The sequence below is a fragment of the Vibrio sp. NH-UV-68 genome (assembly GCF_042940635.1).
Classification (GTDB): Bacteria; Pseudomonadota; Gammaproteobacteria; order Enterobacterales; family Vibrionaceae; genus Vibrio; species Vibrio pacinii.
Map to the genome: position 1 here is coordinate 2,993,040 of NZ_CP134975.1, position 25,706 is coordinate 3,018,745.

Consider the following 25,706-nt stretch of genomic DNA (forward strand, 5'->3'; position numbering starts at 1 on the left):
CCGCGACATAGCTGCGGTTTAATCGATCAAGGTCAACAGTTGCGGTAATGCGGTAATTTCTACATCAGGCAATAGACGCGCCCGATGACTGTGATAAATATCGACCTGTTGGTCATTGAACCAACACGCTTGAAGTCCACTTTGCTTGGCGCCCATCACATCGCTGATCAAGTGGTCGCCAACATGTAAAATGTGCTGTGCTGGCAGCCCTAAGTGTTGCTGCGCTTTATCAAACAACTGACCATGAGGCTTGGCATACCCATCGGGGCCCGCTTTTAACACCAAAGTGAAGTAGTCCGCTAAACCAATTTTCTCGACGTCAACATTACCATTGGTGATGGCAATTAACGGTAACTGTTGAGCCAGCTCTCTCATCACGCGATGCGTTTGGTCAGGGACCGTAAAATCACTACGCAAACTCAGCACTTTTTCAATCGCCTGCTCTGCCGCCAGTTTTGCTTGTTGTGAGGTGTAACCAAGTAAGCCCAATCCATATTCGATCTGCTTAAAACGCCATAGCGTCACATCGTTAGGCAGCCAATTATCTTGCTTAGCTAAATCGCGTTTGATATCACGCCACCAATCAAACGATCGGGTTGCAGAGACAGGATGAGTAGCATGCAACCATTGCACCATTTGGGCTTCAACCTGACGAATCACCGGTCGGTTATCATACAGAGTATCATCAAGATCAAAGGTCATCGCTTTAACGGGTTTTAAATGGCGAAAAAACTGCATTACTCACTCCCCTTCTTTTTCGCTCTTGGATGAGCTTGATCGTACACTTGAGCCAAATGTTGGAAATCGAGGTGGGTATAGATTTGTGTCGTCGAAATATTTTCGTGGCCAAGTAACTCTTGTACTGCACGCAGATTATTACTCGACTCCAACATGTGAGTGGCAAATGAGTGACGTAATTTATGCGGGCTAATATGACTGGCGACGGACTGTTTCTGCCCCCACTCGGCCATGCGTTTTTGTACGTTACGATGGGAGATTCGACCACCAAGCTTAGAAACAAACAGAGCCGGCTCTCCACTTGTGGCTAATGTTGCTCGCACTTTCAGCCATTTGGCCACCCACTCAGCCGCCATGCCAGAAAAAGGCACTTTGCGCTCTTTGTCACCTTTACCAATGACACGTAACTCGCCAGACGACAAACTGACGTCTTTAACATTCACTCCGACCATTTCTGCCAAACGTAGGCCAGCGCCATACATCAGTTCCATCATGGCGCGGTCACGAATCGAAAGCGGATCATCGTCTTTCACATCAAGCAGTTGGCCCACTTCATCAACGTCGAGGTTTTTCGGTAACGGCCGTTTTTTACGTGGTGCCGAGACCCCTTTCGCTGGATTGGCACTCATCTCACCACGCAGAATAAGAAAATCAAAGAAGCTACGCAGAGAAGAGAGGCGCGTGGCTAAGCTGCTCGCCTTCATCCCTTCTCTCATGCCTTTACTAGCCAGTTGACGCACCCAACCCGCATCAACTTGCTGCCACTCTTTGAGGCCAAGGTGATGTAAGTGATGAGCCATCGTTTCTAGCTGCTGTTTATAGTTGCGCTGGGTGTGTAGGCTAAGCCCCTTCTCGCTTCTTAGAAATTCATAGAAACGTTCAAGGGGCCGCTTGAGACCACTAGGCAGAGGTGCTACTGATTCGCTCATGCGCTTCACTTTGCCAAGGGAGGGTTTCGATAAGATGCGAGACAACCAACGCGAGGTGGCGTAAGAATAGGGTATCCATGTGCGGCTGAAAATGCCCTCCATCGCAGCTCGAGAACATCAACACCCCTTGTAGCGCTTTCTTTTGCAGCGGCAGTACAACGTACGACCCCATCTCTGGTTGATGCGAAAGCTCACCTAACAACAACTCTCGGTCAACTTTACGCATTCGGCCAAGATAAGCCGACTTACCGTTAAGGTGATTGGTTGCGAATCGCTGGTATTGCTCACGCGTTAACGAATAACGAGTCGATTCGCTATCGAACAAACGAACGTAAGCCACGAGACCAAGATTTTTGGCCACTTCTTCTATCGCTTTGACAACATCAATTAAACAATCACATTTGAGGATATCTTCCTGTAACTGCATAAATTCGTGAAAAGTTCGATCGTTACTTTTGGCTAATGACATCAGCCCGGTGATCTCTTCTTCCAACTCTTCGATTCTTTGTCGCTGACGATTCATCTGTACATGCACCAAAGAGACCGACCCCTGCTCCTGGTGAGCAAGCGCCAATCGATCAACCAGCTCACGGCGATCGGTAAAAAAATCCGGATTGTCGCGCAAGTATTCCGCCACGACTTCAGCCGTCAGTGCATCCGCTTCAATTTGAGACACATCGATTCCTTTTGTTTTACTTAGCAGGTTAGTTGACCATCAAAAACGTGCGTCGCAGGCCCCGTCATGTACAACGGCTTGTCCGGCCCTTGCCAACGGATAGTGAGCGAACCACCCGGAAGGTGAACTGTGACGTTTTCATCTAGTAAACCTTGGACGATACCAACCGCGACCGCACCACATGCACCGCTACCACAGGCTTGAGTTTCACCTGCACCACGTTCATAAACGCGCAAATTGATTTCATTGCGATTGACCACTTGCATAAAACCTGCGTTAACACGTTCAGGGAAACGTTCATGAGACTCTAATAGGGGCCCAAGTGTTTCGACATCAGCGGTGGCAACATCATCCACCACCGTAACCACATGAGGATTACCCATGCTCACCGCACCACAAAAGAGTGTCTTGTCTTCGGTCCGCATGATATAGGTTTTCTCAGTTTGCTTCGCTTTAAACGGGATCTTGCTTGGTTCAAACTGCGGCACCCCCATATTGACGGTCACTTGATCGTCTTCTTCGATGCTGAGCACCATTTTGCCTTTTTTGGTACTGACACTGACGCTGTATTTATTGGTCAATCCTTTCATTAGCACAAAACGGGCAAAGCATCGCGCGCCATTGCCACACTGTTCAACCTCACTACCATCGGCATTAAAAATGCGATAGTGGAAGTCAGTTTCAGGGTCATACGGCGCTTCAACCACCAGCAGTTGGTCAAAACCAACACCTTTATTGCGATCCGCCAAACGACGGATCAAATCAGGGGAAAAGAATATGTTTTGGGTAATGCAGTCAACGACCATAAAGTCATTACCCAAACCGTGCATTTTAGAAAAATGGAAATGCATAAGACTTCAATTACTCCGGAAGTACGTTTTCAAGTGCCCAAAGGCTTGAGAGCGCTTCTCGCTGACGCACCAAATGCACCTGATTGCCATCAACCATCACTTCTGCCGCGCGGCAGCGAGTGTTGTAGTTCGAGGACATAACAAAACCATAGGCACCCGCCGAACGAACAGCAAGCAAATCGCTCTCTTGCAGCACGAGTGAACGGTCTTTGCCTAAGAAGTCACCCGTTTCACAAATCGGCCCAACAAGATCATACGTCACCGCTTCACCGTCGCGTGGAACCACAGGCACGATGTCTTGCCACGCTTGATACAAGGCCGGACGCATTAGGTCATTCATCGCCGCATCAATGATGGCAAAGTTTTTATGTTCGGTATGCTTGAGGAATTCGACTCGGGTCAGTAGCAGACCAGCATTCGCTGCAATGGCACGTCCTGGCTCAAAAATCAGCTCGAGATCTTGATGATTTTCTAAGCGACCGAGCAAGGCTTTGGCATAGTCTGAAGGTTGAGGTGGCAATTCATCACGGTAAACCACGCCCAAGCCGCCACCGACATCAAGGTGTTCGATGATCACACCCTGCGCTTTCAGCGCGTCAATCAAGGCAAGTAAACGATCAGTTGCATCGATAAAAGGTTCAATATCGGTCAATTGTGAACCGATATGGCAATCGATCCCTTTGATATCGAGATTGGCTAGACTTTGTGCGAATTGATATACCTCAGGCGCACGATCGAATGCGATACCAAACTTGTTATCACGTAGACCAGTGGAAATATAAGGATGGGTATTTGCATCAACATCGGGGTTAATGCGTAATGAGATCGGCGCTTTCACCCCTAGCTCTCCAGCCACCTTATTCAAACGTTCCAATTCAGGCTCGGACTCAACATTAAAGCATTTAATGCCTAGCTCTAAGGCACGCTTCATCTCGATTTCGGTTTTGCCGACACCGGAGAACACGACTTTACTCGGCTCGCCACCCGCGGCAATCACACGTTCAAGCTCGCCTCCAGAGACGATATCAAACCCTGAACCTAAGCGGGCTAACGCATTCAGCACACCAAGGTTAGAGTTGGCTTTCACTGCATAACAGACTAAATGAGGGTGTTCGCCCACCGATTTATCAAAAGCGTGCCAATGGCGCTCTAAGGTCGCGCGTGAATAGACATAAAGTGGAGTGCCAAACTGCTCGGCGAGGTCGGTTAATGCGACATCTTCGGCCCAAAGTTGGCCATCATCCTGATAATTGAAGTAATCCAAAGTACTTTCCCTTATATTCTGATTTTATTTATTGCGCAGGCTGCTCATTTTGTTGAGCATCTTCAGGCATGTAAAGTGGTCCAGTTTGACCACAGCCAGCCAAGCCAAGGACTGAAAAGATAAATAACGCTAAGATAGATTTTTTCATCGGTTGTATCGTGATTATTCTGTCAATGCCCCCTATAATCGCACCACACTCAAGAAAAGCAATAGGATAGATTGGATGAACGAGACTGAATTTCATCAACTTGTGGATGTTCAAATGCAAATCATCGAAGAAATGATTGATGATTCAGGTGCGGACATCGACTATGAAACCTCTGGCAACGTAATGACGCTCGAATTTGAAGACCGTAGCCAGATCATTATCAACCGCCAGGAACCGATGAAAGAGATTTGGTTGGCGTCGAAATCAGGCGGATTTCACTTTGCGTATGTCGATCAGCAGTGGCGTTGCTCTAAAACCGGTATCGAACTGATTGCGATGGTCAAACAAGAGTGTGAGAAGCACTGTGATGAAGAGATATAGTGGTAATTGTCTCGTTTTCAGACATTAAAAAAGAGCATCCCAGATGCTCTTTTTGGTCAAAACGATTAACCGTGACTAACCATTGACGATTTTGCTCGGCTTACTATAGCTGGCACCATCATTGCGGTATGGGACAATGTAAGGTTGATCATCGTCAGGGTGAACAATCTGATAGTACTGCGGCAAGTTAAAGTTGATCAGTTTAGACGACAATGAGTTGTCATCTTTGCCTGAGGTATAGAAACTGTTGACGCTCGCAATCATCTCGTCTTTGCCACCTTTAAACTGGTGATACACCTCAACCCGATTCGTTTCGTCCAATACGTAAATATTGAAGCCCTTGTCACTGTCTTCAAAGAAAAACTGCACCAAGCCTTCACTGGCAAAACTATCGACCACTTCTGGCATTTGGTAATCTTGCTCTTTATCGAGCACAATAAGTGGCGCGCCTTGCAGTTTATTGGTCGAAATACTGCGGTAGAAGTCGACCGAGTTTTCTAACATCTGCACCGAGACACCACGACGCTCGAAGAACAATCCATAGGTTTTTTGGCCTAGACGCAAGGCCTTAAAGCGGCGACGTTTCTCTTGCTCTACTGGCTTCAAACGCAAATCAATGCACTCAGCTAACCATTGATACACTTTATTACGCATCACACCACGTAGGTTTTTGCTGTAACAGAAGACGTCGACCGACTCTGGTGGAATCGCATCTTGGTGCATTTTACCTAAAATGGTTTTCAACGCATCCAACATCGCGGTATCACCCTTAAAATGTAGGGTGCGCACTTCATGCCATGAGTTGCGATACACTAAATCGACACTGCCGACTAAGCATTTTTGCTCGGCGCCAAAGCTGAAGATATCGGTTGTTTTAGGATCGAGTTTGAGCGATTTACCACTCAACTCTGTCGTTGGATCGTTTTCAAAGTTAATAAACATCGCCAACTGACTAATTTCACATGGGCTAGATAAAGCTTGCATGGTTGGGCGACGCTTGCGCAGTGAGAAGGTGTTACGTAAATCACTCACCATTTGATAAAACTTGTCGATATCAAGATGCGCATCACGCACCACCGAGTGCAAACGAGTAGATTCGGTGATCAAGCCGTTAAAGAACGACCAAGCAACCAACTTACTCAAATACTCATTATGTTCTAGTGATGCCTGACCAATAATTCGATGAGGCGTTAACGGCTGTTTATAAAGATACCAGCCGGCTTTATTAGTACGACCTGGACGCACCTCAATAAAGGTTAAATCCGGTTCGTGTAAATCGGGGGAAATCTGCGGATTGAGCAGCGTAACCTTACCTGGTAGCACCTCAAATGCGGCATATAACTTACGTGCGAGAATGCTGATATCTTGCGGACTGATCGCTGACGTAATGTCGTTACGACGGGCGAATTGAATCAGGTTTCGGTAGCTCTGCATTAAAGCATCGAGCAGAGCATGGTGCATGACTTTAACCTGCTCTACTTTCCAATTACGACGATCATCGAGCTCGGCAATAACACCCTCAGACCATTGCCAATCCTGAATCATTTCACCTAACGCTTCACGGCGCCAAGCGACCGACCCCACACTCGGTTCACGCGAGAGCTTTTCATGAGTTTTAAGATAGAAACAGCGACGTACTAAATCGAGGCGATTGAAATCACCAATTCGAACTAAGTAGCGAGTCACCTTCTCCAGCATCAAATAATAGGCATCCATCCCATAGAGGTCAGGCTCATGGGCAAAGAAACGACGCTTGGTATCTAAACTCAACAATTGCGTATGTGGGTACTCCCACGAATAAGCCTCAAGAAGAATCGCTTTCAGCACCGATTTATATGGCGAGTCAATACTCTTATACAACTGCCATAAATTGGAGCCAAAATACTCTTCTGCCGGAATGCGATTCAACTTACCAAAGTCGATCCACTCGGCACAATCGATATAGCCTTTACTACATAGATCGGCGACGTATTCATCGTAGCACTCTTCCATTTCCGGCGGCACAATTTGCCATAACAGACGCTGACCGGCCAAACGAACCGCACTGCGATAAAACTCATCAAGCAATAATAAATGTTGAGAAGAGCCACAGTTATCGCCAGTCATCTCTTCAGAATGGTTGGAACGGAAACGTTCTTCATCCATCAAAAAGAAGTTCGCTTCTACACCTTGAGTCTGAGCCCAGTCAGTAATCAACAGACATTTATTGGTCAAACTCTCACGCGCGTCACAGTCCATTTGTGACGAGACACAAACCCAGATATCTAAATCACTTGAGGTACTTTGCCCGATAGACGAAGTACTACCCATAGTATAAAGACCTAAGATCTCAGCAGTCACATTGCTAGCCAATGACTGACCTATGGTGAGTTCGGTATCTTCAACAAACTGTTGCTGTATTTCATTTAGCTCAAAATCACGAATTCCATAAGGAACTTTCGCGTCGTAGTAGCCAGGAAAAAGCGGGTGATTAAAGTGGAGCAGAGTCGGAATGAGATGGAAAACTCTCTGACTGGACAAATCCATCAGTGCCAGCGCACGCTCAATGCGTTGCTGGTTTAGATTATCAAGTCTATTTAATAGCGTCTTGGTGTAAGCCTGCAAGGGAGTTTCCTTGGTTATATCCTAGAGGGTGCCTTGACTATTAATTGTTCTAAAGCACCAACAAAACGTGATCAATCTATCATTTTTCTTTCGATTGGTAAAGAAATGTACGATCGATTCGACACATTTTTGTCCATCTAATATTGCCGCTGTTAGTGTGGTACGTAACTGCTATTAATAATAATAGCCTATTTTACAAACGAGACCCAAATCACACTCTTTTGATGATTTTATGCTAGGGCGTACTGATTCTTCACCCGATTGAATCAGCGCTAATGCAATTTTACCCGACAGTGGTAGGATTATGTTCATTCACTTGTTATCACTAGAATACTATGACTGCAAACACTCCCATTAGAATCGCGACACGTAAAAGCCCACTTGCTCTTTGGCAAGCTCATTTCGTCAAGGATGCCTTGCAAGCCGCGCACCCTGGTTTAGCCGTTGAACTGGTTACCATGGTCACCAAAGGCGATATTATTTTGGATACGCCACTGGCCAAAGTCGGAGGCAAAGGTCTGTTTGTTAAGGAATTGGAAGTGGCAATGCTGGAAGGTCGTGCTGACCTCGCTGTGCACTCAATGAAAGATGTTCCTGTCGACTTTCCTCAAGGGTTGGGTCTAGTGACAATTTGTGAGCGTGAAGACCCACGCGATGCCTTTGTCTCAAACACATACCGCAATATTGATGATCTGCCACAAGGCGCCATCGTCGGCACCTGTAGTTTACGTCGTCAGTGTCAGTTAAAAGAAGCACGTCCTGATCTGATAATTAAAGATCTGCGTGGTAACGTCGGCACTCGCCTAGGTAAACTCGATGCTGGCGAGTACGATGCGATAGTACTTGCCGCCGCAGGTTTAAAACGCCTTAAATTAGAACAGCGTATTCGCAGCTTTATTGAACCAGAGCAATCATTACCTGCTGTTGGCCAAGGCGCTGTAGGGATTGAATGTCGTCTTGATGATGAACGCCTAATCAAACTACTCGAACCACTTAGCCATAAGGAAACCACTGACCGCGTCTTGTGTGAGCGTGCCATGAATCTCACCCTAGAAGGTGGATGTCAGGTGCCAATCGGTAGTTATTCACTGATTGAAGGCGACAATATTTGGTTACGCGCATTAGTCGGTGAGCCCGACGGTTCAAAAATCGTCCGAGGTGAGATTCGTGGCGCGCGAGCAGACGCTGAAACACTGGGTGTGACACTTGCCAATCAGTTGCTCGCTGAGGGAGCCAAAGAGATCTTAACCAAGCTTTACGCAGAGCACGAGTAAACGCTATGGCAGTACTGGTCACTCGGCCGGGACAACAAGGCCTCTCGTTGTGCCAACAACTCTCAGAGCTTGGAATAGACAACCTTCATCAACCTCTGATAAACATTTCGCCCGGCAAACAACTTGCCGGGCTTGAGCACGATATTGATCACTTCGACATTATCATCGCCATCAGTCAAAACGCAGTCACGGCAGCACAAGATTACCTCTCTCAATTGGCTCACCCATGGCCAACCAGCAAGACCTACCTTGGCGTTGGTCAAAAAACTGCACACGTTTTAAGCAAAGCCACTCAACAAAAAGTACACTATCCAGACATTAGTGATAGTGAACATCTGCTAAACCTAAAAGTGCTTGCTGATGTCGCTGGAAAGCGCGTGCTGATACTGCGCGGCAATGGTGGCCGAGAACTTATCTTTGACACGCTCACCGCCCGGCACGCCAAGGTGGAATATCGTGAAGTTTATAAACGAGAAAACCTCGCTTTCCGCTCAGATTTACTGTTACCAATCTGGCAAGATAAACCCATCACTCAATTAGTCGTCACCAGTTCAGGCCAGTTGGAGTACTTGCTCTCTAATCTTACTCCATCACAACAGAACTGGTTGTTTACGCTTCACTTATGGGTACCCAGTGAGCGTATCGCGCAACAAGCACGAGAAGTCGGTTTTAACGTTGTTACCAACACTTTCAGTGCCTCGAACCCAGTATTATTGGCTGCTCTCCGGTCAACGAAACAGGACATAAGTAATGACAAGCAAGAATAAAAACGAAAACATTGCCCCTGACCAAGACAACAAGGCAGAGGATGCAAAACAAGTAGAAGCTAAAGCGTCTGAAACAAACACGGCAACTACTCAAAATACCGCAGCTAAAAGCGCTGAACCACAACCTTCCCCTAGTACGGTTCCATTGGACGAGAAGCAAGGCAAACGCGGCGTGAAACTCGGCACGCTCGCGATTGTACTGTCGCTATTATTTGGCGGAGGCTTAACTTTCCAAATGCAGCAAAAAGATGCGCAATATCAAGCGAAAATCGATGCCTTGCAAGCGCAACTTCAACAAGCGCAATCCACTCTGCAATCACAACTTTCATCGGTGGAGCAACAAGCGGTAACCAAAGCCCTTGAGGCCACCCATCGTGCAGAAACTGTTTTAGCCCAACAACAAAAAAGTATCGAAAGTTTGCAAGTCGCAGTAGCCGACGTGAAAGGTCGTCGTCCTAACGATTGGTTGCTTGCTGAGGCGGACTACTTGGTCAAACTTGCTGGGCGTAAACTTTTCCTAGAGCACGATGCTGTTAGCGCAACCAAATTAATGGAAAGTGCCGATCAACGTATTGCTGCACTTAACGACCCGAGCCTAGTCCCGTTACGTAAGTCTATGGCTAACGACATTACTAAACTCAAAACCATCCCATTGATTGATCGTGAAGGGCTAGTACTAAGAATCACCGCACTGCAACAACAAGTCGATACTCTGCCGTTAGCCAATGCCATTTTGCCGCAAGCCGAGCAGCAACAAACACAAGCGGTATCACAAGACATTGATGATTGGCAAGATAACCTGCTCACCTCGCTTAAGGATTTCTCAGACAATTTCATTACTTTCCGCACTCGCGATGGCAATGTGATTCCACTGCTTTCTCCACAACAGCACTTCTATCTTAAAGAAAACATCAAAGCGAAGTTAGAAACGGCGATTAAAGCCATCTATGTTGAACAGCAAGAACTTTACACCACCGCACTGACCACCGCAGATAAGTGGTCGGCCACCTTCTTTAACCAAGATTCAAAAGAGGTGGCTGAGTTTAATCAAGCACTAGAGTTACTGAGCAAACAGCGAGTGCAAGTTGATTACCCGGTAAAACTGGAAACGCAGCAGCAACTTTCCGACGTAATTCGTGAGCGCCTTCGCCGCGAGGTAACGACTCTAGTTACGGAGGATAAATAATGTTTCGACTGATTTTTCTATTCGTCGTGTTGGGTTTAGGGTTGTTTGTTGGCACTCAATATTCTGGACAACAAGGTTACGTGCTAGTCTCGATCGCAGATAAAACCCTCGAAATGAGCGTCACTACTCTGGTGATTTTTATTATCGCGACATTGGCGGTTCTCTTTGGCTTAGAGTACCTAATCAAAAAGGTCTTTTACGCAAGCTCTGCAACTTGGAACTACTTCAGCGTACGAAAGATGCGCCGCTCTCGCCGTTATACCAATGAGGGCATCATCAAGTTACTTGAAGGGGATTTTAAACAGGCAGAGAAAAAAGTGACTCGTTGGGCAAACCATCATGATATGCCACTACTCTGTTACCTCGTTGCTTCAGAGGCCGCGCAAGGTTTAGGCGACAAAAAGCAAAGAGATCGCTACCTCGAACTTGCCGCCCAACAAGACAACTCACAACTCGCAGTCGAACTGACTCGCGCTAAGCAACAGATTCGCGATGCTGATTACAATGCTGCGTTCGACACACTGTCAACTCTAAACAGTCAATACTCAAACAATTCAATTGTACTTAACTTGCTTAAACAGGTTTATATCGAACTCAAGCTATGGCAACCGCTTTTAGACTTAATTCCAAAGTTAGTTAAGAACAACATTATTACGACGGAAGAACAACAACCTCTGATGCTGCGTGCTCAATGTGGGCTACTGCATGAAGTTGCCGAACAGAGCGGCAGTGAAGGTCTAATTGCCCACTGGAACTCGCTACCGCGTAAAATGAAGTCTGATCTCGAACTCATCAATTGCTTTGCTGAACAACTCATAGCTCGGCAAGCAGATAATGAAGCATTCACTCTGATCAAAGAGACCTTGAGCAAACACCCCAACAGCGATCTGTATCGCTTAATTCCTGAATTAAAGCTAGCCGATACTCATCCAGTAATAACCTTCTTGCAGAGCGTATTACGTAAAGATGCTAACAATGCCGCTGCACATAGTGCACTCGCTCAGCTTTATCTGCGTAATGACAAATGGCAAGATGCACAACACCATTTAGAGAAAGCACTCTCAGTTCGCTCGAGCGTGCCAGATTACAGCTACCTTGCCATTGCTTTAGAGAAGCAAAACCTCACCAATGCAGCACATGAGGTATCAAAAAAGGCACTTACTCTAATCAATGAGCCTGCCGCATAACGCTTTCTCTACATAAATACAACGAAGCCACCTTTACTGGGTGGCTTTTTTTATTACTGAGAGAATTACCAGCAACAAAAGTAAGCTATTTAATCCAAGCTTACAGACGGACCATTTATGCCTTATTCTGCAGAGCAAGGGGGAGGTATATCTGAGAGAGACAATTTTGAACTGTAGAAAAGGGAGTGGTAGGCGCAATCACGACCTTTACAATAGAAGATGAGTCACGACCTAGCGGATAAACTCGACGTCAACGACGTTATCGATACTGCCAACCCAATGATCTTTAGAAACCAATGACCATTTCAATTCGCATTGTTGTGAAAAGTGCTCTTGAAGCATAGCTGGGCATCCATATTTCGATACCCTTAATTAAAGTAAAGGGTAGAGCTTTGAGTTTGAGGTCAGCACTAGCTGGCCTTTTTACTGAGACGCAGACATTTCAACGCCTAGCCATCACCAAGCCTATTTTATACCGACGTAAAAAAGCCCAAGTCTTTCGACTTGGGCTTAGTATAATGGCGGAGTGGACGGGACTCGAACCCGCGACCCCCGGCGTGACAGGCCGGTATTCTAACCAACTGAACTACCACTCCGCAGTGGCGTACTCGCATTCGCAAGTGTCCATTTTTTGTCTTCACCTTTATAAAAGGCAAACACTAAATTAAAGCCTGGCGATGTCCTACTCTCACATGGGGAGACCCCACACTACCATCGGCGCTAATTCGTTTCACTTCTGAGTTCGGCATGGAAATCAGGTGGGTCCAAATCGCTATGGTCGCCAAGCAAATTCTTAAAATTCGGAAAGCTGTAAAAGTTCGTCACACATTCAATATTCTTGCTTTGAGTCCAATCAAAACCCTTTGGGTGTTGTATGGTTAAGCCTCACGGGCAATTAGTACAGGTTAGCTCAATGCCTCGCAGCACTTACACACCCTGCCTATCAACGTTCTAGTCTTGAACAACCCTTTAGGACACTTAAAGTGCCAGGGAAGACTCATCTCAGGGCTCGCTTCGCGCTTAGATGCTTTCAGCGCTTATCGATTCCGAACTTAGCTACCGGGCAATGCCACTGGCGTGACAACCCGAACACCAGAGGTTCGTCCACTCCGGTCCTCTCGTACTAGGAGCAGCCCCCTTCAATCTTCCAACGCCCACGGCAGATAGGGACCGAACTGTCTCACGACGTTCTAAACCCAGCTCGCGTACCACTTTAAATGGCGAACAGCCATACCCTTGGGACCGACTTCAGCCCCAGGATGTGATGAGCCGACATCGAGGTGCCAAACACCGCCGTCGATATGAACTCTTGGGCGGTATCAGCCTGTTATCCCCGGAGTACCTTTTATCCGTTGAGCGATGGCCCTTCCATTCAGAACCACCGGATCACTATGACCTGCTTTCGCACCTGCTCGAATTGTCATTCTCGCAGTCAAGCGGGCTTATGCCATTGCACTAACCACACGATGTCCAACCGTGTTTAGCCCACCTTCGTGCTCCTCCGTTACTCTTTGGGAGGAGACCGCCCCAGTCAAACTACCCACCAGGCACTGTCCTCACCCCAGATAATGGGGCTAAGTTAGAACATCAACACTACAAGGGTGGTATTTCAAGGTTGACTCCACCGATACTGGCGTACCGGTTTCAAAGTCTCCCACCTATCCTACACATGTAGGGTCAATGTTCAGTGCCAAGCTGTAGTAAAGGTTCACGGGGTCTTTCCGTCTAGCCGCGGGTACACTGCATCTTCACAGCGATTTCAATTTCACTGAGTCTCGGGTGGAGACAGCGTGGCCATCATTACGCCATTCGTGCAGGTCGGAACTTACCCGACAAGGAATTTCGCTACCTTAGGACCGTTATAGTTACGGCCGCCGTTTACCGGGGCTTCGATCAAGAGCTTCGACCTAAGTCTAACCCCATCAATTAACCTTCCGGCACCGGGCAGGCGTCACACCGTATACGTCATCTTACGATTTTGCACAGTGCTGTGTTTTTAATAAACAGTTGCAGCCACCTGGTATCTGCGACTCTCAATAGCTCCATCCGCAAGGGACTTCACCGTCAAGAGCGTACCTTCTCCCGAAGTTACGGTACCATTTTGCCTAGTTCCTTCACCCGAGTTCTCTCAAGCGCCTTGGTATTCTCTACCCGACCACCTGTGTCGGTTTGGGGTACGATTCCTTACAATCTGAAGCTTAGAGGCTTTTCCTGGAAGCATGGCATCAATGACTTCACATCCGTAGATGCTCGACATCGTGTCTCAGCGTTATGAAAGTCCGGATTTACCTAAACCTTCCGCCTACGCACTTGAACCTGGACAACCGTCGCCAGGCCCACCTAGCCTTCTCCGTCCCCCCATCGCAATTGTAAGAAGTACGGGAATATTAACCCGTTTCCCATCGACTACGCCTTTCGGCCTCGCCTTAGGAGTCGACTTACCCTGCCCCGATTAACGTTGGACAGGAACCCTTGGTCTTCCGGCGTGGAGGTTTTTCACCCCCATTATCGTTACTCATGTCAGCATTCGCACTTCTGATACCTCCAGCAAACCTTACGATTCACCTTCAACGGCTTACAGAACGCTCCCCTACCCAATACAGTAAACTGTATTGCCGCAGCTTCGGTGTATAGCTTAGCCCCGTTACATCTTCCGCGCAGGCCGACTCGACTAGTGAGCTATTACGCTTTCTTTAAATGATGGCTGCTTCTAAGCCAACATCCTAGCTGTCTAAGCCTTCCCACATCGTTTCCCACTTAGCTATACTTTGGGACCTTAGCTGGCGGTCTGGGTTGTTTCCCTCTCCACGACGGACGTTAGCACCCGCCGTGTGTCTCCCGGATAGTACTTACTGGTATTCGGAGTTTGCAAAGGGTTGGTAAGTCGGGATGACCCCCTAGCCTTAACAGTGCTCTACCCCCAGTAGTATTCGTCCGAGGCTCTACCTAAATAGATTTCGGGGAGAACCAGCTATCTCCAGGTTTGATTGGCCTTTCACCCCTAGCCACAAGTCATCCGCTAATTTTTCAACATTAGTCGGTTCGGTCCTCCAGTTGATGTTACTCAACCTTCAACCTGCCCATGGCTAGATCACCTGGTTTCGGGTCTATATCCAGCAACTCGACGCCCAGTTAAGACTCGATTTCTCTACGGCTCCCCTAGATGGTTAACCTTGCTACTGAATATAAGTCGCTGACCCATTATACAAAAGGTACGCAGTCACCCAACAAAGTGGGCTCCTACTGCTTGTACGTACACGGTTTCAGGTTCTATTTCACTCCCCTCACAGGGGTTCTTTTCGCCTTTCCCTCACGGTACTGGTTCACTATCGGTCAGTCAGTAGTATTTAGCCTTGGAGGATGGTCCCCCCATATTCAGACAGGATATCACGTGTCCCGCCCTACTCGATTTCACTGATTATGATGTGTCGGTTACGGGGCTATCACCCTGTATCGCGAGACTTTCCAGACTCTTCACCTGCATCATTAAAAGCTTAAGGGCTAGTCCAATTTCGCTCGCCGCTACTTTCGGAATCTCGGTTGATTTCTTTTCCTCGGGGTACTTAGATGTTTCAGTTCCCCCGGTTCGCCTCATTAACCTATGTATTCAGTTAATGATACGTGCTTATGCACGTGGGTTTCCCCATTCAGAAATCCCAGACTCAAAAGGTTGTTACTACCTAATCTGGGCTTATCGCAAGTTACTACGTCTTTCATCGCCTCTGACTGCCAAGGCATCCACCGTGTACGCTTAGTCACTTAACCATACAACCCGAAAGGGTCTTTGTTAGCAACCAAAGTTGTCTGCATTTTTATACATGTGCAGACACGATTTTGCCGGACTCAAATATTAAACATCACAACGTATTGTGCTGTTTCCAAGAACACTTGAATGTGTGTTGGTACCTAAATCACCTCTATTTCAAAGTAAGTTAGGATTTGAGAACTTTTATTGAACAACCACCAATCACGGTCGTTGTTCGTCAGCTTTCCAAATTGTTAAAGAGCAAAGATTTCTATCGAAACCATTTCTAAAGACACTATCGCTAATGCGCTTAAAGATGGTGGAGCTATGCGGGATCGAACCGCAGACCTCCTGCGTGCAAGGCAGGCGCTCTCCCAGCTGAGCTATAGCCCCATCAGGTGTTGATACTGTGTGCCAATTTCCTTAACAGGAAAATTGGTGGGTCTGAGTGGACTTGAACCACCGACCTCTCGCTTATCAGGCGAACGCTCTAACCACCTGAGCTACAGACCCAGTATCGTCTTTAAAACTAATAAACCATCAATCTGTGTGGACACTCATCGTGAGTAATCATCGTATAAGGAGGTGATCCAGCCCCAGGTTCCCCTAGGGCTACCTTGTTACGACTTCACCCCAGTCATGAACCACAAAGTGGTAAGCGTTCTCCCGAAGGTTAAACTACCTACTTCTTTTGCAGCCCACTCCCATGGTGTGACGGGCGGTGTGTACAAGGCCCGGGAACGTATTCACCGTGGCATTCTGATCCACGATTACTAGCGATTCCGACTTCATGGAGTCGAGTTGCAGACTCCAATCCGGACTACGACGCACTTTTTGGGATTCGCTTAACATCGCTGTCTCGCCGCCCTCTGTATGCGCCATTGTAGCACGTGTGTAGCCCTACTCGTAAGGGCCATGATGACTTGACGTCGTCCCCACCTTCCTCCGGTTTATCACCGGCAGTCTCCCTGGAGTTCCCGACATTACTCGCTGGCAAACAAGGATAAGGGTTGCGCTCGTTGCGGGACTTAACCCAACATTTCACAACACGAGCTGACGACAGCCATGCAGCACCTGTCTTACAGTTCCCGAAGGCACACCTGCGTCTCCGCTGGCTTCTGTAGATGTCAAGAGTAGGTAAGGTTCTTCGCGTTGCATCGAATTAAACCACATGCTCCACCGCTTGTGCGGGCCCCCGTCAATTCATTTGAGTTTTAATCTTGCGACCGTACTCCCCAGGCGGTCTACTTAACGCGTTAGCTCCGAAAGCCACGGCTCAAGGCCACAACCTCCAAGTAGACATCGTTTACGGCGTGGACTACCAGGGTATCTAATCCTGTTTGCTCCCCACGCTTTCGCATCTGAGTGTCAGTATCTGTCCAGGGGGCCGCCTTCGCCACTGGTATTCCTTCAGATCTCTACGCATTTCACCGCTACACCTGAAATTCTACCCCCCTCTACAGTACTCTAGTCCGCCAGTTTCAAATGCTATTCCGAGGTTGAGCCCCGGGCTTTCACATCTGACTTAACGAACCACCTGCATGCGCTTTACGCCCAGTAATTCCGATTAACGCTCGCACCCTCCGTATTACCGCGGCTGCTGGCACGGAGTTAGCCGGTGCTTCTTCTGTCGCTAACGTCAAAGAATACCGCTATTAACGATACCCCCTTCCTCACGACTGAAAGTACTTTACAACCCGAAGGCCTTCTTCATACACGCGGCATGGCTGCATCAGGCTTGCGCCCATTGTGCAATATTCCCCACTGCTGCCTCCCGTAGGAGTCTGGACCGTGTCTCAGTTCCAGTGTGGCTGATCATCCTCTCAGACCAGCTAGGGATCGTCGCCTTGGTGAGCCATTACCTCACCAACTAGCTAATCCCACCTGGGCATATCCTGACGCGAGAGGCCCGAAGGTCCCCCTCTTTGGCCCGTAGGCATCATGCGGTATTAGCCATCGTTTCCAATGGTTATCCCCCACATCAGGGCAATTTCCCAGGCATTACTCACCCGTCCGCCGCTCGACGCCCAACAAATCACCCGAAGGGTCAATGTTGTCGTTTCCGCTCGACTTGCATGTGTTAGGCCTGCCGCCAGCGTTCAATCTGAGCCATGATCAAACTCTTCAATTTAAGTTTTTTCGGCTCAATGAATACTGACTTCAAAACTGCGCTTACTCGAAAGTAAACGGTAATTTTAAAGCTATTATCATTCCAACAGAATGATAATGAATTGACTGTGCCAAATAGCTACACGTAGCTATTCGTATTGGTCACTCAGTTCATTGAACCCAATGTGTTTCCGAAGAAACGGTCATTGCCTAAGCAACAACTTATTGGATTATCATCAACGAGTGCCCACACAGATTGATAGGTTTATATTGTTAAAGAGCGTTCTTCTTTGTGACTTACGTCACTTCGGAAGAGGCAGCCATTCTAGCGATTCAGATTAAAGTGTCAAACACTTTTTTGAATTTTTTCTTTCTAACGTATTGTCTCGAAAGTTTACTAGCTGGCTTTACTGAAACTGGCTTGAAGCCTTGCGGCGTCTGCCGTGTCAGTGGATGCGCATTATAGGGAGTTGAGATTTAAGCGCAAGCCCTTTCTTTAAAAAAAATCAAAAAAATGAGCGTTCGTAGAAATTGTGTGCAAAGAGACACAAAAAGGGAGCAAAACGCTCCCTTTTTCGTCACTTTCTGCGCGCTTTAGATAAAAGCATAAGCATCAGCAAACATTCTTTCTGCCAGTGCGTTCTTATTTAAAGTGAACTGCTCGCGCGCAGCACCCGCCATATCAAAACGACCAGCAATATAGATGTCGTATTCAGCTAGCGAGTCAAAGTCTTGATCAATCGCCTGTAAAACATTGCCAACCTTACCTAACCAACCCTCGGGTGCTTGCTCAATGACTGGAATGAAATGGACATTAGCATGCTGCTCAGCGATTTGTTCTAACTCTTGCTGAGCATAAAGCTGACGTTCATCGCGACCGCCCCAATAAAGGTGGATTTCGTTCGTCAAGTTTTGAGCAATACAATGATCTAAAATAGAGCGAACATAACTAAACCCAGTGCCACCAGCAATCAGCAACAAAGGACGCTCACTCTCTTGTTTTAACCAAGCGTCACCGTGTGGCGCATCAATAGTAATCTCACTGCCACTTTCTAGCGCAGTTTTCATCGCTTCGACAACTTCATGCGCATAAGCATTATGTTCTGCGGCGCCTATATGCAGCTCTAGCTCACCTTGATGACGGCAAGGGCTACTCGCGATCGAGAATGGTCGCTTATCTTTTTCTCCCATTACCACCATTAGGTACTGGCCTGCTTTAAAGTTCATTGAACTTTGAGGGTGCAATAGGATTTGGTAAGTATTGCAAGCCAAAGGCTGAATTGACTTTACTTTACATTGAATAGTCATGGTGTTCCTCTAACTTACTCTTCCAGAGTAAGGACTAATTTACTTTCTGCGAAGGCTTGGCAAGCAAATATCCAACCTTGTTGTTGCTCTTTATCGGTGAGCATAGGTTCAAGGTGATAAGAGACTGTCCCTTCTAGTTTACGACACAAACAGGCAGCGCACGCACCAACCTGGCAGCGGTGAGGAAAGCGAATATTATTGTTGAGCGCAGCTTCCAACACCGTTTGTCCATCTTGCACTTCAAAATGTATGTTATGAGGCAACAAGAGAACACGATGACTCATAGGATACCCAACTTATCCCAGAACGCATCGACTTTCGCAACAAGTTGCGGATCTTTGCTAATTGGTGTGCCCCATTCGCGAGTTACCTCCTCCCCTTGTACTTTATTAGTAGCATCCAGTATCAGCCTTGATGGCAAAGACTCACTACCACTGACACGTTTCGTATCCCGTGCCGGGTCCATGCGAGTGGTGATAGCCCAAATAACGTCGTTCCAATCACGAGCATTGACATCATGGTCACACATCACGATAAATTTCGGCAAACCGTGTTCACTTAACCACGCCTCCACTTTCTCAGCTAATGCTTGTGATTCACCTGCAGCTTGCTTATCCATCGTCACTACGGCAAAGCGATTATTAATCACACTGTCAGGGAGATAGATATCTATCACTTGCGGATTACTGCGGATAAACTCGTCCAACTGTTGCTGATTAAGTTTCGGGCAAACGCTATTACTGTGTTCACTCTCTGGTTGTTCTGCTTGCCATTTCACGGTGGCATCCAAGCCCATTTTTGAGCCGAGCCCAGCCACTGGCGAAGCAAAATCCAATGAGTCGATAGGCGTATTATCAATGAACAGCGCATCTCTAACTGGATCCATATGCTCTGTCATTGCTTTCACCACTTGATTCCAATCACGGGCATCAACGGTTTCATCACAGACAATGACAAACTTGGTGTACATAAACTGCCGTAAAAACGACCACACGCCCATCATCACTCGTTTTGCATGCCCAGGGTATTGCTTCTTCATCGTCACAACTGCCATACGATACGAGCAACCTTCTGGCGGGAGATAGAAGTCTTCAATCTCAGGGAATTGTTTTTGTAAGATAGGAACAAACACTTCATTGAGTGCAACACCTAATACGGCAGGCTCATCAGGCGGACGCCCAGTATAAGTACTGTGGTAAATAGGGTCTTTACGCATGGTGATGTGCGTGATGGTAAATACGTGATGCTTTTCTTTTTCGTTATAGTAACCCGTATGATCGCCATATGGACCTTCATCGGCGAACTCGTTTGGATCAATATAACCTTCCATAACGATTTCGGCACTGGCGGGGACATCAAGATCATTACTGAGTGATTTAACCACTTCTGTTTTACTGCCACGCAATAATCCAGCAAACGCGTATTCGGATAGAGTATCCGGCACGGGCGTGACTGCACCTAAAATAGTGGCCGGATCGGCACCAAATGCGACCGACACAGGGAAAGGTTGCCCAGGATGCATTTCCATCCAGTCGCGTAAATCAAGTGCGCCTCCTCGATGAGCGAGCCAGCGCATAATAATTTTATTTTTGGCGATTTTTTGTTGGCGGTAAATGCCCAGGTTCTGCCGCTTCTTGTTTGGCCCCTTAGTGACGGTTAATCCCCAAGTCAGCAATGGCGCTACGTCTCCCGACCAACAACTCATAACCGGAATCTTGTCTAAGTCAACCTCTGTACCTTGCCAGACGACCTCTTGGCACGGCGCTTTGCGTAAGCGTTTGGCAGGCATATTAAGCACTTGCTTAAACACTGGCAGCTTATCGAGTGCATCTTTGAACCCTTTGGGCGGCTCAGGTTCTTTTAGATAGGCGAGTAATTTTCCTACCTCTCTGAGCTGTTTAACCTCATCGCGCCCCATCCCCATCGCAACACGTTCAGGGGTACCAAACAAGTTAGTTAACACTGGCATGTCATAGCCAACTGGGTTTTCAAATAACAACGCAGGACCACCAGCACGCAAAGTGCGATCGCTGATCTCTGTCATTTCGTAGTTGGGGTCAACGGGGTGAGCGATGCGTTTCAGCTTACCTTGTTGCTCTAGATGGGCGATAAAATCGCGTAAATCCTTAAAACTCATAGACCTAATTATCGACTGGTTAATCTGCAGGCAGTATAACAAAAACAGGATTCGACTGAGCCCTCTTTTTTATGAGCTTATACTCAACGCCACTACTGGCCGATCACACTGTTTATCGCACGACGATTCACTTGTTGATTGGTACTTACTAACTCTCGTAGCCAAGATGAATGACCGTGCAACGCTAGCTCCCCAGCGATAAAGCGAGTCTCATCAGATCCAGACATTTTACTGATTAAAAATTGCTTCACTTGATCGGACATTGGACGCACTTTGGTCAGCTCACTGATCGCGCGCTGTTTTAAGCTCGGGTTACGAGCGGCGGCGATCACTTGGTTAAGAGAAAACACATCGCCCGCTTGCGCTAAGCGAACGAGCTCTTGCTCACTGTGAAAGTCGGCTTTCATTAGCCACAACAATTTATAAATGTGCGGATCTTGGCTAACTTGTGCCAAACGCACCATGACTTGTGATGATGGAAGCCAGCTCGTCACAGCCTCTTGAGTGAGTTGCTCAACTAATTGGGTAACCGCTTGTGGGGATAAGCTGTCGAGCTCTCGAATCAACAACGATTCGCGAGTTTGAATCTGATAATCACTACCCGATAACCACTCCTTGAGTACCAACTCTCCTCGCTCAGCAACAAGCACAAAACCCAAGGTTGACTGATCTTGACGCCACTGTTTCAACAAACGATTAGCAATAGCAGAGTAATTAAAGGCAGGAACCGTGAACTCATAACCATCTCCTCGCTCGAGTACTTGGTAAGTTGGAACCCGATTTTTTTGCTGCTCGACAAATAACGCCATCTGAGGAGTAAGGATCAATTGCTGATCTTCGATGTTTTTCAGCAGTAGAAAACGCACAACTTCTTGCACAGGCAACGCGAGACGATTTAAAGCGAAATTAAGCCCATCAACATCATCTTCGATAGCGTATTGCAGTAGTTCTGCGACTTTATCGTGTACTTGCGGCTCTTGCAGCCATTGCTCAACCCGCTGCGACTGCATCTCGGTAGCAGTCGCACTATGCGCGCCCAACAATAATAGGCTGGATAGGAGTAGCGACGACAACATTCCTTGTTGCATGTTAACCTCCTTGTAACAATTTTTTTATTGTGCTCGCTCCAAACCGATAATGCAAACAAAAACGCCACCGCTAAAAGCGGTGGCGTTTTTGTTAAAGCAGTAAGCAAAGACTACTGACGACGCATTGCGTCAAAGAATTCATCGTTAGTCTTGGTCATTGCCAATTTGTCGATAAGAAATTCCATGGCATCACTTTCGCCCATAGGGTGAACGATTTTACGCAGAATCCACATTTTCTGTAGTTCATCAGCTTTGGTGAGAAGCTCTTCGCGACGAGTACCAGAGCGGTTGAAGTCAATGGCAGGGAAGACACGTTTTTCCGCAATCTTACGGTTAAGGTGCAGTTCCATGTTGCCTGTACCTTTAAACTCTTCGTAGATAACTTCATCCATCTTAGAGCCTGTATCAACAAGCGCTGTCGCGATGATAGTCAAGCTGCCGCCCTCTTCGACATTACGTGCTGCACCGAAGAAACGCTTAGGACGATGCAGAGCATTGGCATCAACACCACCAGTAAGAACTTTACCTGATGAAGGCACAACAGTGTTGTAAGCACGTGCTAGACGCGTGATAGAGTCAAGTAGGATAACCACATCTTTCTTATGCTCAACCAAGCGCTTGGCTTTCTCGATAACCATTTCAGCCACTTGTACGTGACGTGATGCTGGTTCATCGAAGGTAGAGGCAATCACTTCGCCTTTCACTAGGCGCTGCATTTCGGTTACTTCTTCCGGACGTTCGTCGATAAGAAGTACCATTAACACACACTCAGGATGTTTGTAGGCAATGCTTTGTGCAATATTTTGCAGCAGCATGGTTTTACCCGCTTTCGGCGGCGCTACAATCAGACCACGCTGGCCCTTACCAATCGGAGATGCTAGGTCTAAAACACGAGCGGTAATGTCTTCTGTCGAACCGTTTCCACGCTCCATCACCATACGCTCGTTGGCGTGCAGTGGCGTCAAGTTTTCAAATAAAATCTTGTTACGCGCGTTATCTGGCTTATCATCATTAACGGTATTGACTTTAAGTAAAGCAAAATATCGCTCACCGTCTTTTGGCGGACGAATCTTACCGGCAATTGAGTCACCTGTACGTAGATTGAAGCGACGGATCTGACTTGGAGAAACGTATATATCATCTGGGCCTGCTAAGTATGAGCAGTCTGCGCTACGTAAGAAACCAAAGCCGTCTTGAAGTATTTCCAGAACCCCGTCGCCAAAAATATCTTCACCACTTTTTGCGTGCGCTTTAAGTATGGCGAAGATGATGTCTTGCTTTCTTAGACGTGCTAGGTTTTCAAGGCCTAAGCTTTCGCCAAGTTTGACAAGATCAGACACAGGTCTGTTCTTCAGTTCTGTTAGATTCATGGTGTTAGATACTTGTTTAGTCAAAATAGGATCTGTTTTTTTGGTTAAGATGAATTTGGTCACAGGATCGACCAAGAAGAGATTCTTGTTTAATTAACGTGCGATAAATTATCACTAAATACTAGCCTAGTCTAGATTTTGTTGATGTTCAAAAACAAAACCGTGCATTAAGTATAATGCACGGTCTTATTTATTCAGCGGATTATAGATTAGCGTCTAAAAACTCTTTAAGTTGAGTTTTCGACAGCGCACCTACTTTAGTCGCTGCTACGTTACCGTCTTTGAAAAGAAGCAACGTTGGAATACCACGGATACCAAACTTAGGTGGAGTACCTGCGTTTTGGTCGATATTTAATTTACCGATAGTGAGTTTGCCTTGGTACTCATCAGCGATTTCGTCCAAAATTGGCGCGATCATTTTGCAAGGACCACACCATTCTGCCCAAAAATCGACAAGAACTGGGCCTGCAGCATTGATCACATCGTTCTCAAAACCGTCATCAGTTAGCTGCAAAATCTTATCACTCATCTTCCACTCCAATGTGTTTTTTCGGAACTGGTTGGATGATAACCAGCATTTAGATGCCCTATTGGAATGTATTTACTTTCGTATTGCAAGCTTAAGCTGATATTCTATAGTGATGAAAAAGACGCATATCACAGAGCAAAAGTTCGCCGATTTGAGTTTACACCCTCAAATCATTGAAGGTTTGGAGAAAAAAGGGTTCGAATTTTGTACCCCTATCCAAGCTTTGGCGTTGCCGGTACTGCTCACCGGCCAAGACATTGCAGGACAAGCCCAAACGGGCACAGGTAAGACACTCGCTTTCCTGACTGCTACTTTTAACCACTTACTGACTCACGACGAGCCTGAAGGTCGTAAGCCAAATCAACCGCGTGCCATCATTATGGCGCCAACGCGTGAATTGGCGATCCAGATCTACAACGATGCAGAGTCACTGATCGCCAGCACTGGGATTAAAGCGGCACTGGCTTACGGTGGCGAAAGCTACGACAAGCAATTGGGCAAGCTTGAACAAGGTGTTGATATCCTGATTGGTACTACTGGTCGTATTATCGATTTCTACAAGCAGAAAGTCTTTAACCTCAATAACATTCAAGCGGTAGTGCTTGATGAAGCCGATCGCATGTTTGATCTTGGTTTTATTAAGGATATTCGCTTTTTGTTCCGTCGCATGCCTGAGCCAAAAGAGCGTTTGAACATGCTGTTTTCAGCGACACTATCTTACCGCGTACAAGAGCTTGCTTTTGAACACATGCACAACCCTGAGCATGTGGTGGTTGAACCTGACCAAAAAACCGGCCATCGCATTCAAGAAGAGCTGTTCTACCCATCTAACGAGCACAAGATGGCACTACTACAGACTCTAATTGAAGAAGAGTGGCCAGATCGCGCGATCATCTTTGCCAATACCAAACATAAATGTGAATCAGTTTGGGGCCACCTTGCTGCTGATGGTCATCGTGTTGGTTTGCTAACTGGCGATGTTCCGCAGAAAAAACGTGAGCGTATCCTAGAGCAATTCACTAAAGGTGAAGTAGATATTTTGGTGGCAACCGATGTCGCAGCGCGCGGTCTGCATATCCCACAGGTAACACACGTATTTAACTTTGATCTGCCTGATGATTGCGAAGATTACGTCCACCGTATTGGCCGTACTGGTCGCGCTGGTGAAAGCGGTCTTTCGCTCAGCTTTGCGTGTGAAGATTACGCGGTTAACTTGCCACCGATTGAAGAGTACATTGAGCATAGCATTCCCGTTTCCGACTACGATCCAAGCGCCCTGATCCAAGATCTACCAGCGCCAGTTCGTCTGCGTTCAAACCGTCCGCAGCAGCGTCGCACCAATACTGGGGGCTCTCGTTCAGGTAACCGTCGCCAAAACAACCGCTCTCGCCCACGTCAGCAAAAGGATTCGTAAG

The 25,706-nt window shown here is 47.1% G+C and carries 18 protein-coding genes, 3 tRNA genes, 3 rRNA genes and 2 pseudogenes; 6 read left to right on the forward strand and 20 right to left on the reverse strand.

Annotation, left to right across the window (positions count from 1 at the left end; genetic code table 11):
- Window positions 1-18: 18 nt before the first annotated feature.
- From yigB to ViNHUV68_RS13760, 6 genes are read right to left on the reverse strand one after another with little or no spacing between them, the layout of a single operon-like run.
- Window positions 19-738: a 5-amino-6-(5-phospho-D-ribitylamino)uracil phosphatase YigB gene (yigB, locus tag ViNHUV68_RS13735; protein WP_391088589.1), complete on the reverse strand. Its 720-nt coding sequence runs from the start codon at window positions 736-738 to the stop codon at window positions 19-21.
- The gene (gene xerC, locus ViNHUV68_RS13740; RefSeq protein WP_391088591.1) at window positions 738-1,667 is read right to left on the reverse strand and encodes a tyrosine recombinase XerC; all 930 of its coding nucleotides are present in this window, start codon (window positions 1,665-1,667) and stop codon (window positions 738-740) included. The genes yigB and xerC overlap by 1 nt, the downstream gene beginning before the upstream one ends.
- Window positions 1,639-2,343, reverse strand: a complete 705-nt coding sequence (locus ViNHUV68_RS13745) for a DUF484 family protein (protein ID WP_391088593.1) — start codon at window positions 2,341-2,343, stop codon at window positions 1,639-1,641. Before ViNHUV68_RS13745 ends, xerC begins: the two co-directional genes overlap by 29 nt.
- Window positions 2,344-2,363: 20 nt before the next feature.
- Window positions 2,364-3,194, reverse strand: coding sequence for a diaminopimelate epimerase (gene dapF / locus ViNHUV68_RS13750; protein ID WP_038175734.1), 831 nt, complete (start codon window positions 3,192-3,194; stop codon window positions 2,364-2,366).
- A gap of 10 nt (window positions 3,195-3,204) precedes the next feature.
- Window positions 3,205-4,458: a diaminopimelate decarboxylase gene (gene lysA / locus ViNHUV68_RS13755; RefSeq protein WP_391088595.1), complete on the reverse strand. Its 1,254-nt coding sequence runs from the start codon at window positions 4,456-4,458 to the stop codon at window positions 3,205-3,207.
- A 28-nt stretch (window positions 4,459-4,486) separates the two neighbouring features.
- Complete coding sequence (locus ViNHUV68_RS13760; protein WP_084185989.1) at window positions 4,487-4,702, reverse strand: lipoprotein; 216 nt, start codon at window positions 4,700-4,702, stop codon at window positions 4,487-4,489.
- Here ViNHUV68_RS13760 and cyaY point away from each other — a divergent pair.
- A complete protein-coding gene (gene cyaY, locus ViNHUV68_RS13765) occupies window positions 4,682-4,987 on the forward strand; it encodes an iron donor protein CyaY (protein WP_391088597.1) in 306 nt (101 codons plus the stop codon). The genes ViNHUV68_RS13760 and cyaY overlap by 21 nt on opposite strands.
- A gap of 75 nt (window positions 4,988-5,062) precedes the next feature.
- On the opposite strand, the gene ViNHUV68_RS13770 is transcribed toward cyaY, so the two are convergent.
- Window positions 5,063-7,591: a class I adenylate cyclase gene (locus ViNHUV68_RS13770; protein ID WP_391088599.1), complete on the reverse strand. Its 2,529-nt coding sequence runs from the start codon at window positions 7,589-7,591 to the stop codon at window positions 5,063-5,065.
- A gap of 335 nt (window positions 7,592-7,926) precedes the next feature.
- On the opposite strand from ViNHUV68_RS13770, the gene hemC reads away from it, so the two are divergent.
- Genes hemC through ViNHUV68_RS13790 form a run of 4 tightly spaced genes read left to right on the forward strand, consistent with a single transcriptional unit; the run spans window position 7,927 to window position 12,005 of the window.
- Complete coding sequence (hemC, locus tag ViNHUV68_RS13775) at window positions 7,927-8,865, forward strand: hydroxymethylbilane synthase (protein ID WP_038175743.1); 939 nt, start codon at window positions 7,927-7,929, stop codon at window positions 8,863-8,865.
- Between the two features lie 5 nt (window positions 8,866-8,870).
- Complete coding sequence (locus ViNHUV68_RS13780; RefSeq protein WP_038175744.1) at window positions 8,871-9,632, forward strand: uroporphyrinogen-III synthase; 762 nt, start codon at window positions 8,871-8,873, stop codon at window positions 9,630-9,632.
- Window positions 9,616-10,818: a uroporphyrinogen-III C-methyltransferase gene (locus tag ViNHUV68_RS13785; protein ID WP_391088602.1), complete on the forward strand. Its 1,203-nt coding sequence runs from the start codon at window positions 9,616-9,618 to the stop codon at window positions 10,816-10,818. The genes ViNHUV68_RS13780 and ViNHUV68_RS13785 overlap by 17 nt, the downstream gene beginning before the upstream one ends.
- Window positions 10,818-12,005, forward strand: a complete 1,188-nt coding sequence (locus ViNHUV68_RS13790) for a heme biosynthesis HemY N-terminal domain-containing protein (RefSeq protein ID WP_391088604.1) — start codon at window positions 10,818-10,820, stop codon at window positions 12,003-12,005. The genes ViNHUV68_RS13785 and ViNHUV68_RS13790 overlap by 1 nt, the downstream gene beginning before the upstream one ends.
- Before the next feature lie 519 nt (window positions 12,006-12,524).
- Here the strand turns inward: ViNHUV68_RS13790 and ViNHUV68_RS13795 are convergent.
- The 13 genes and pseudogenes from ViNHUV68_RS13795 to trxA all read right to left on the reverse strand — a co-directional run bounded on the left by ViNHUV68_RS13795 (window position 12,525) and on the right by trxA (window position 24,291).
- A tRNA-Asp gene (locus ViNHUV68_RS13795) sits at window positions 12,525-12,601 on the reverse strand.
- A 73-nt stretch (window positions 12,602-12,674) separates the two neighbouring features.
- Window positions 12,675-12,791: ribosomal RNA gene (rrf, locus tag ViNHUV68_RS13800) — 5S ribosomal RNA — on the reverse strand.
- Window positions 12,792-12,879: 88 nt separating this feature from the next.
- Window positions 12,880-15,770 (reverse strand): 23S ribosomal RNA (locus ViNHUV68_RS13805).
- Window positions 15,771-16,067: 297 nt separating this feature from the next.
- A tRNA-Ala gene (locus tag ViNHUV68_RS13810) sits at window positions 16,068-16,143 on the reverse strand.
- 43 nt (window positions 16,144-16,186) lie between these two features.
- Window positions 16,187-16,263 (reverse strand) — tRNA-Ile (locus tag ViNHUV68_RS13815).
- 65 nt (window positions 16,264-16,328) lie between these two features.
- Window positions 16,329-17,881, reverse strand: a 16S ribosomal RNA gene (locus ViNHUV68_RS13820).
- Together the 16S, 23S and 5S rRNA genes with 3 tRNA genes alongside form the textbook arrangement of a ribosomal RNA operon.
- A gap of 572 nt (window positions 17,882-18,453) precedes the next feature.
- A complete protein-coding gene (fre, locus tag ViNHUV68_RS13825; protein WP_038175623.1) occupies window positions 18,454-19,167 on the reverse strand; it encodes an NAD(P)H-flavin reductase in 714 nt (237 codons plus the stop codon).
- A 14-nt stretch (window positions 19,168-19,181) separates the two neighbouring features.
- Entirely contained in the window at window positions 19,182-19,451 is a 270-nt protein-coding gene (locus ViNHUV68_RS13830; protein WP_038175622.1) for a 2Fe-2S iron-sulfur cluster-binding protein, read from the reverse strand.
- Window positions 19,448-19,843 (reverse strand): annotated as a pseudogene (locus ViNHUV68_RS13835) (3-octaprenyl-4-hydroxybenzoate carboxy-lyase); the annotation flags it as partial. The pseudogene ViNHUV68_RS13835 and the gene ViNHUV68_RS13830, both read right to left, overlap by 4 nt.
- Window positions 19,844-19,926: 83 nt before the next feature.
- A pseudogene (ubiD, locus tag ViNHUV68_RS13840) lies at window positions 19,927-21,304 on the reverse strand (4-hydroxy-3-polyprenylbenzoate decarboxylase); the annotation flags it as partial.
- A gap of 92 nt (window positions 21,305-21,396) precedes the next feature.
- Complete coding sequence (locus ViNHUV68_RS13845; RefSeq protein ID WP_391088606.1) at window positions 21,397-22,392, reverse strand: hypothetical protein; 996 nt, start codon at window positions 22,390-22,392, stop codon at window positions 21,397-21,399.
- Between the two features lie 110 nt (window positions 22,393-22,502).
- Window positions 22,503-23,762, reverse strand: a complete 1,260-nt coding sequence (gene rho, locus ViNHUV68_RS13850) for a transcription termination factor Rho (RefSeq protein ID WP_038175627.1) — start codon at window positions 23,760-23,762, stop codon at window positions 22,503-22,505.
- A gap of 202 nt (window positions 23,763-23,964) precedes the next feature.
- Entirely contained in the window at window positions 23,965-24,291 is a 327-nt protein-coding gene (gene trxA, locus ViNHUV68_RS13855) for a thioredoxin TrxA (protein ID WP_038175618.1), read from the reverse strand.
- 112 nt (window positions 24,292-24,403) lie between these two features.
- On the opposite strand from trxA, the gene rhlB reads away from it, so the two are divergent.
- Window positions 24,404-25,705, forward strand: a complete 1,302-nt coding sequence (gene rhlB / locus ViNHUV68_RS13860; protein WP_038175617.1) for an ATP-dependent RNA helicase RhlB — start codon at window positions 24,404-24,406, stop codon at window positions 25,703-25,705.
- Window position 25,706: the final 1 nt, after the last annotated feature.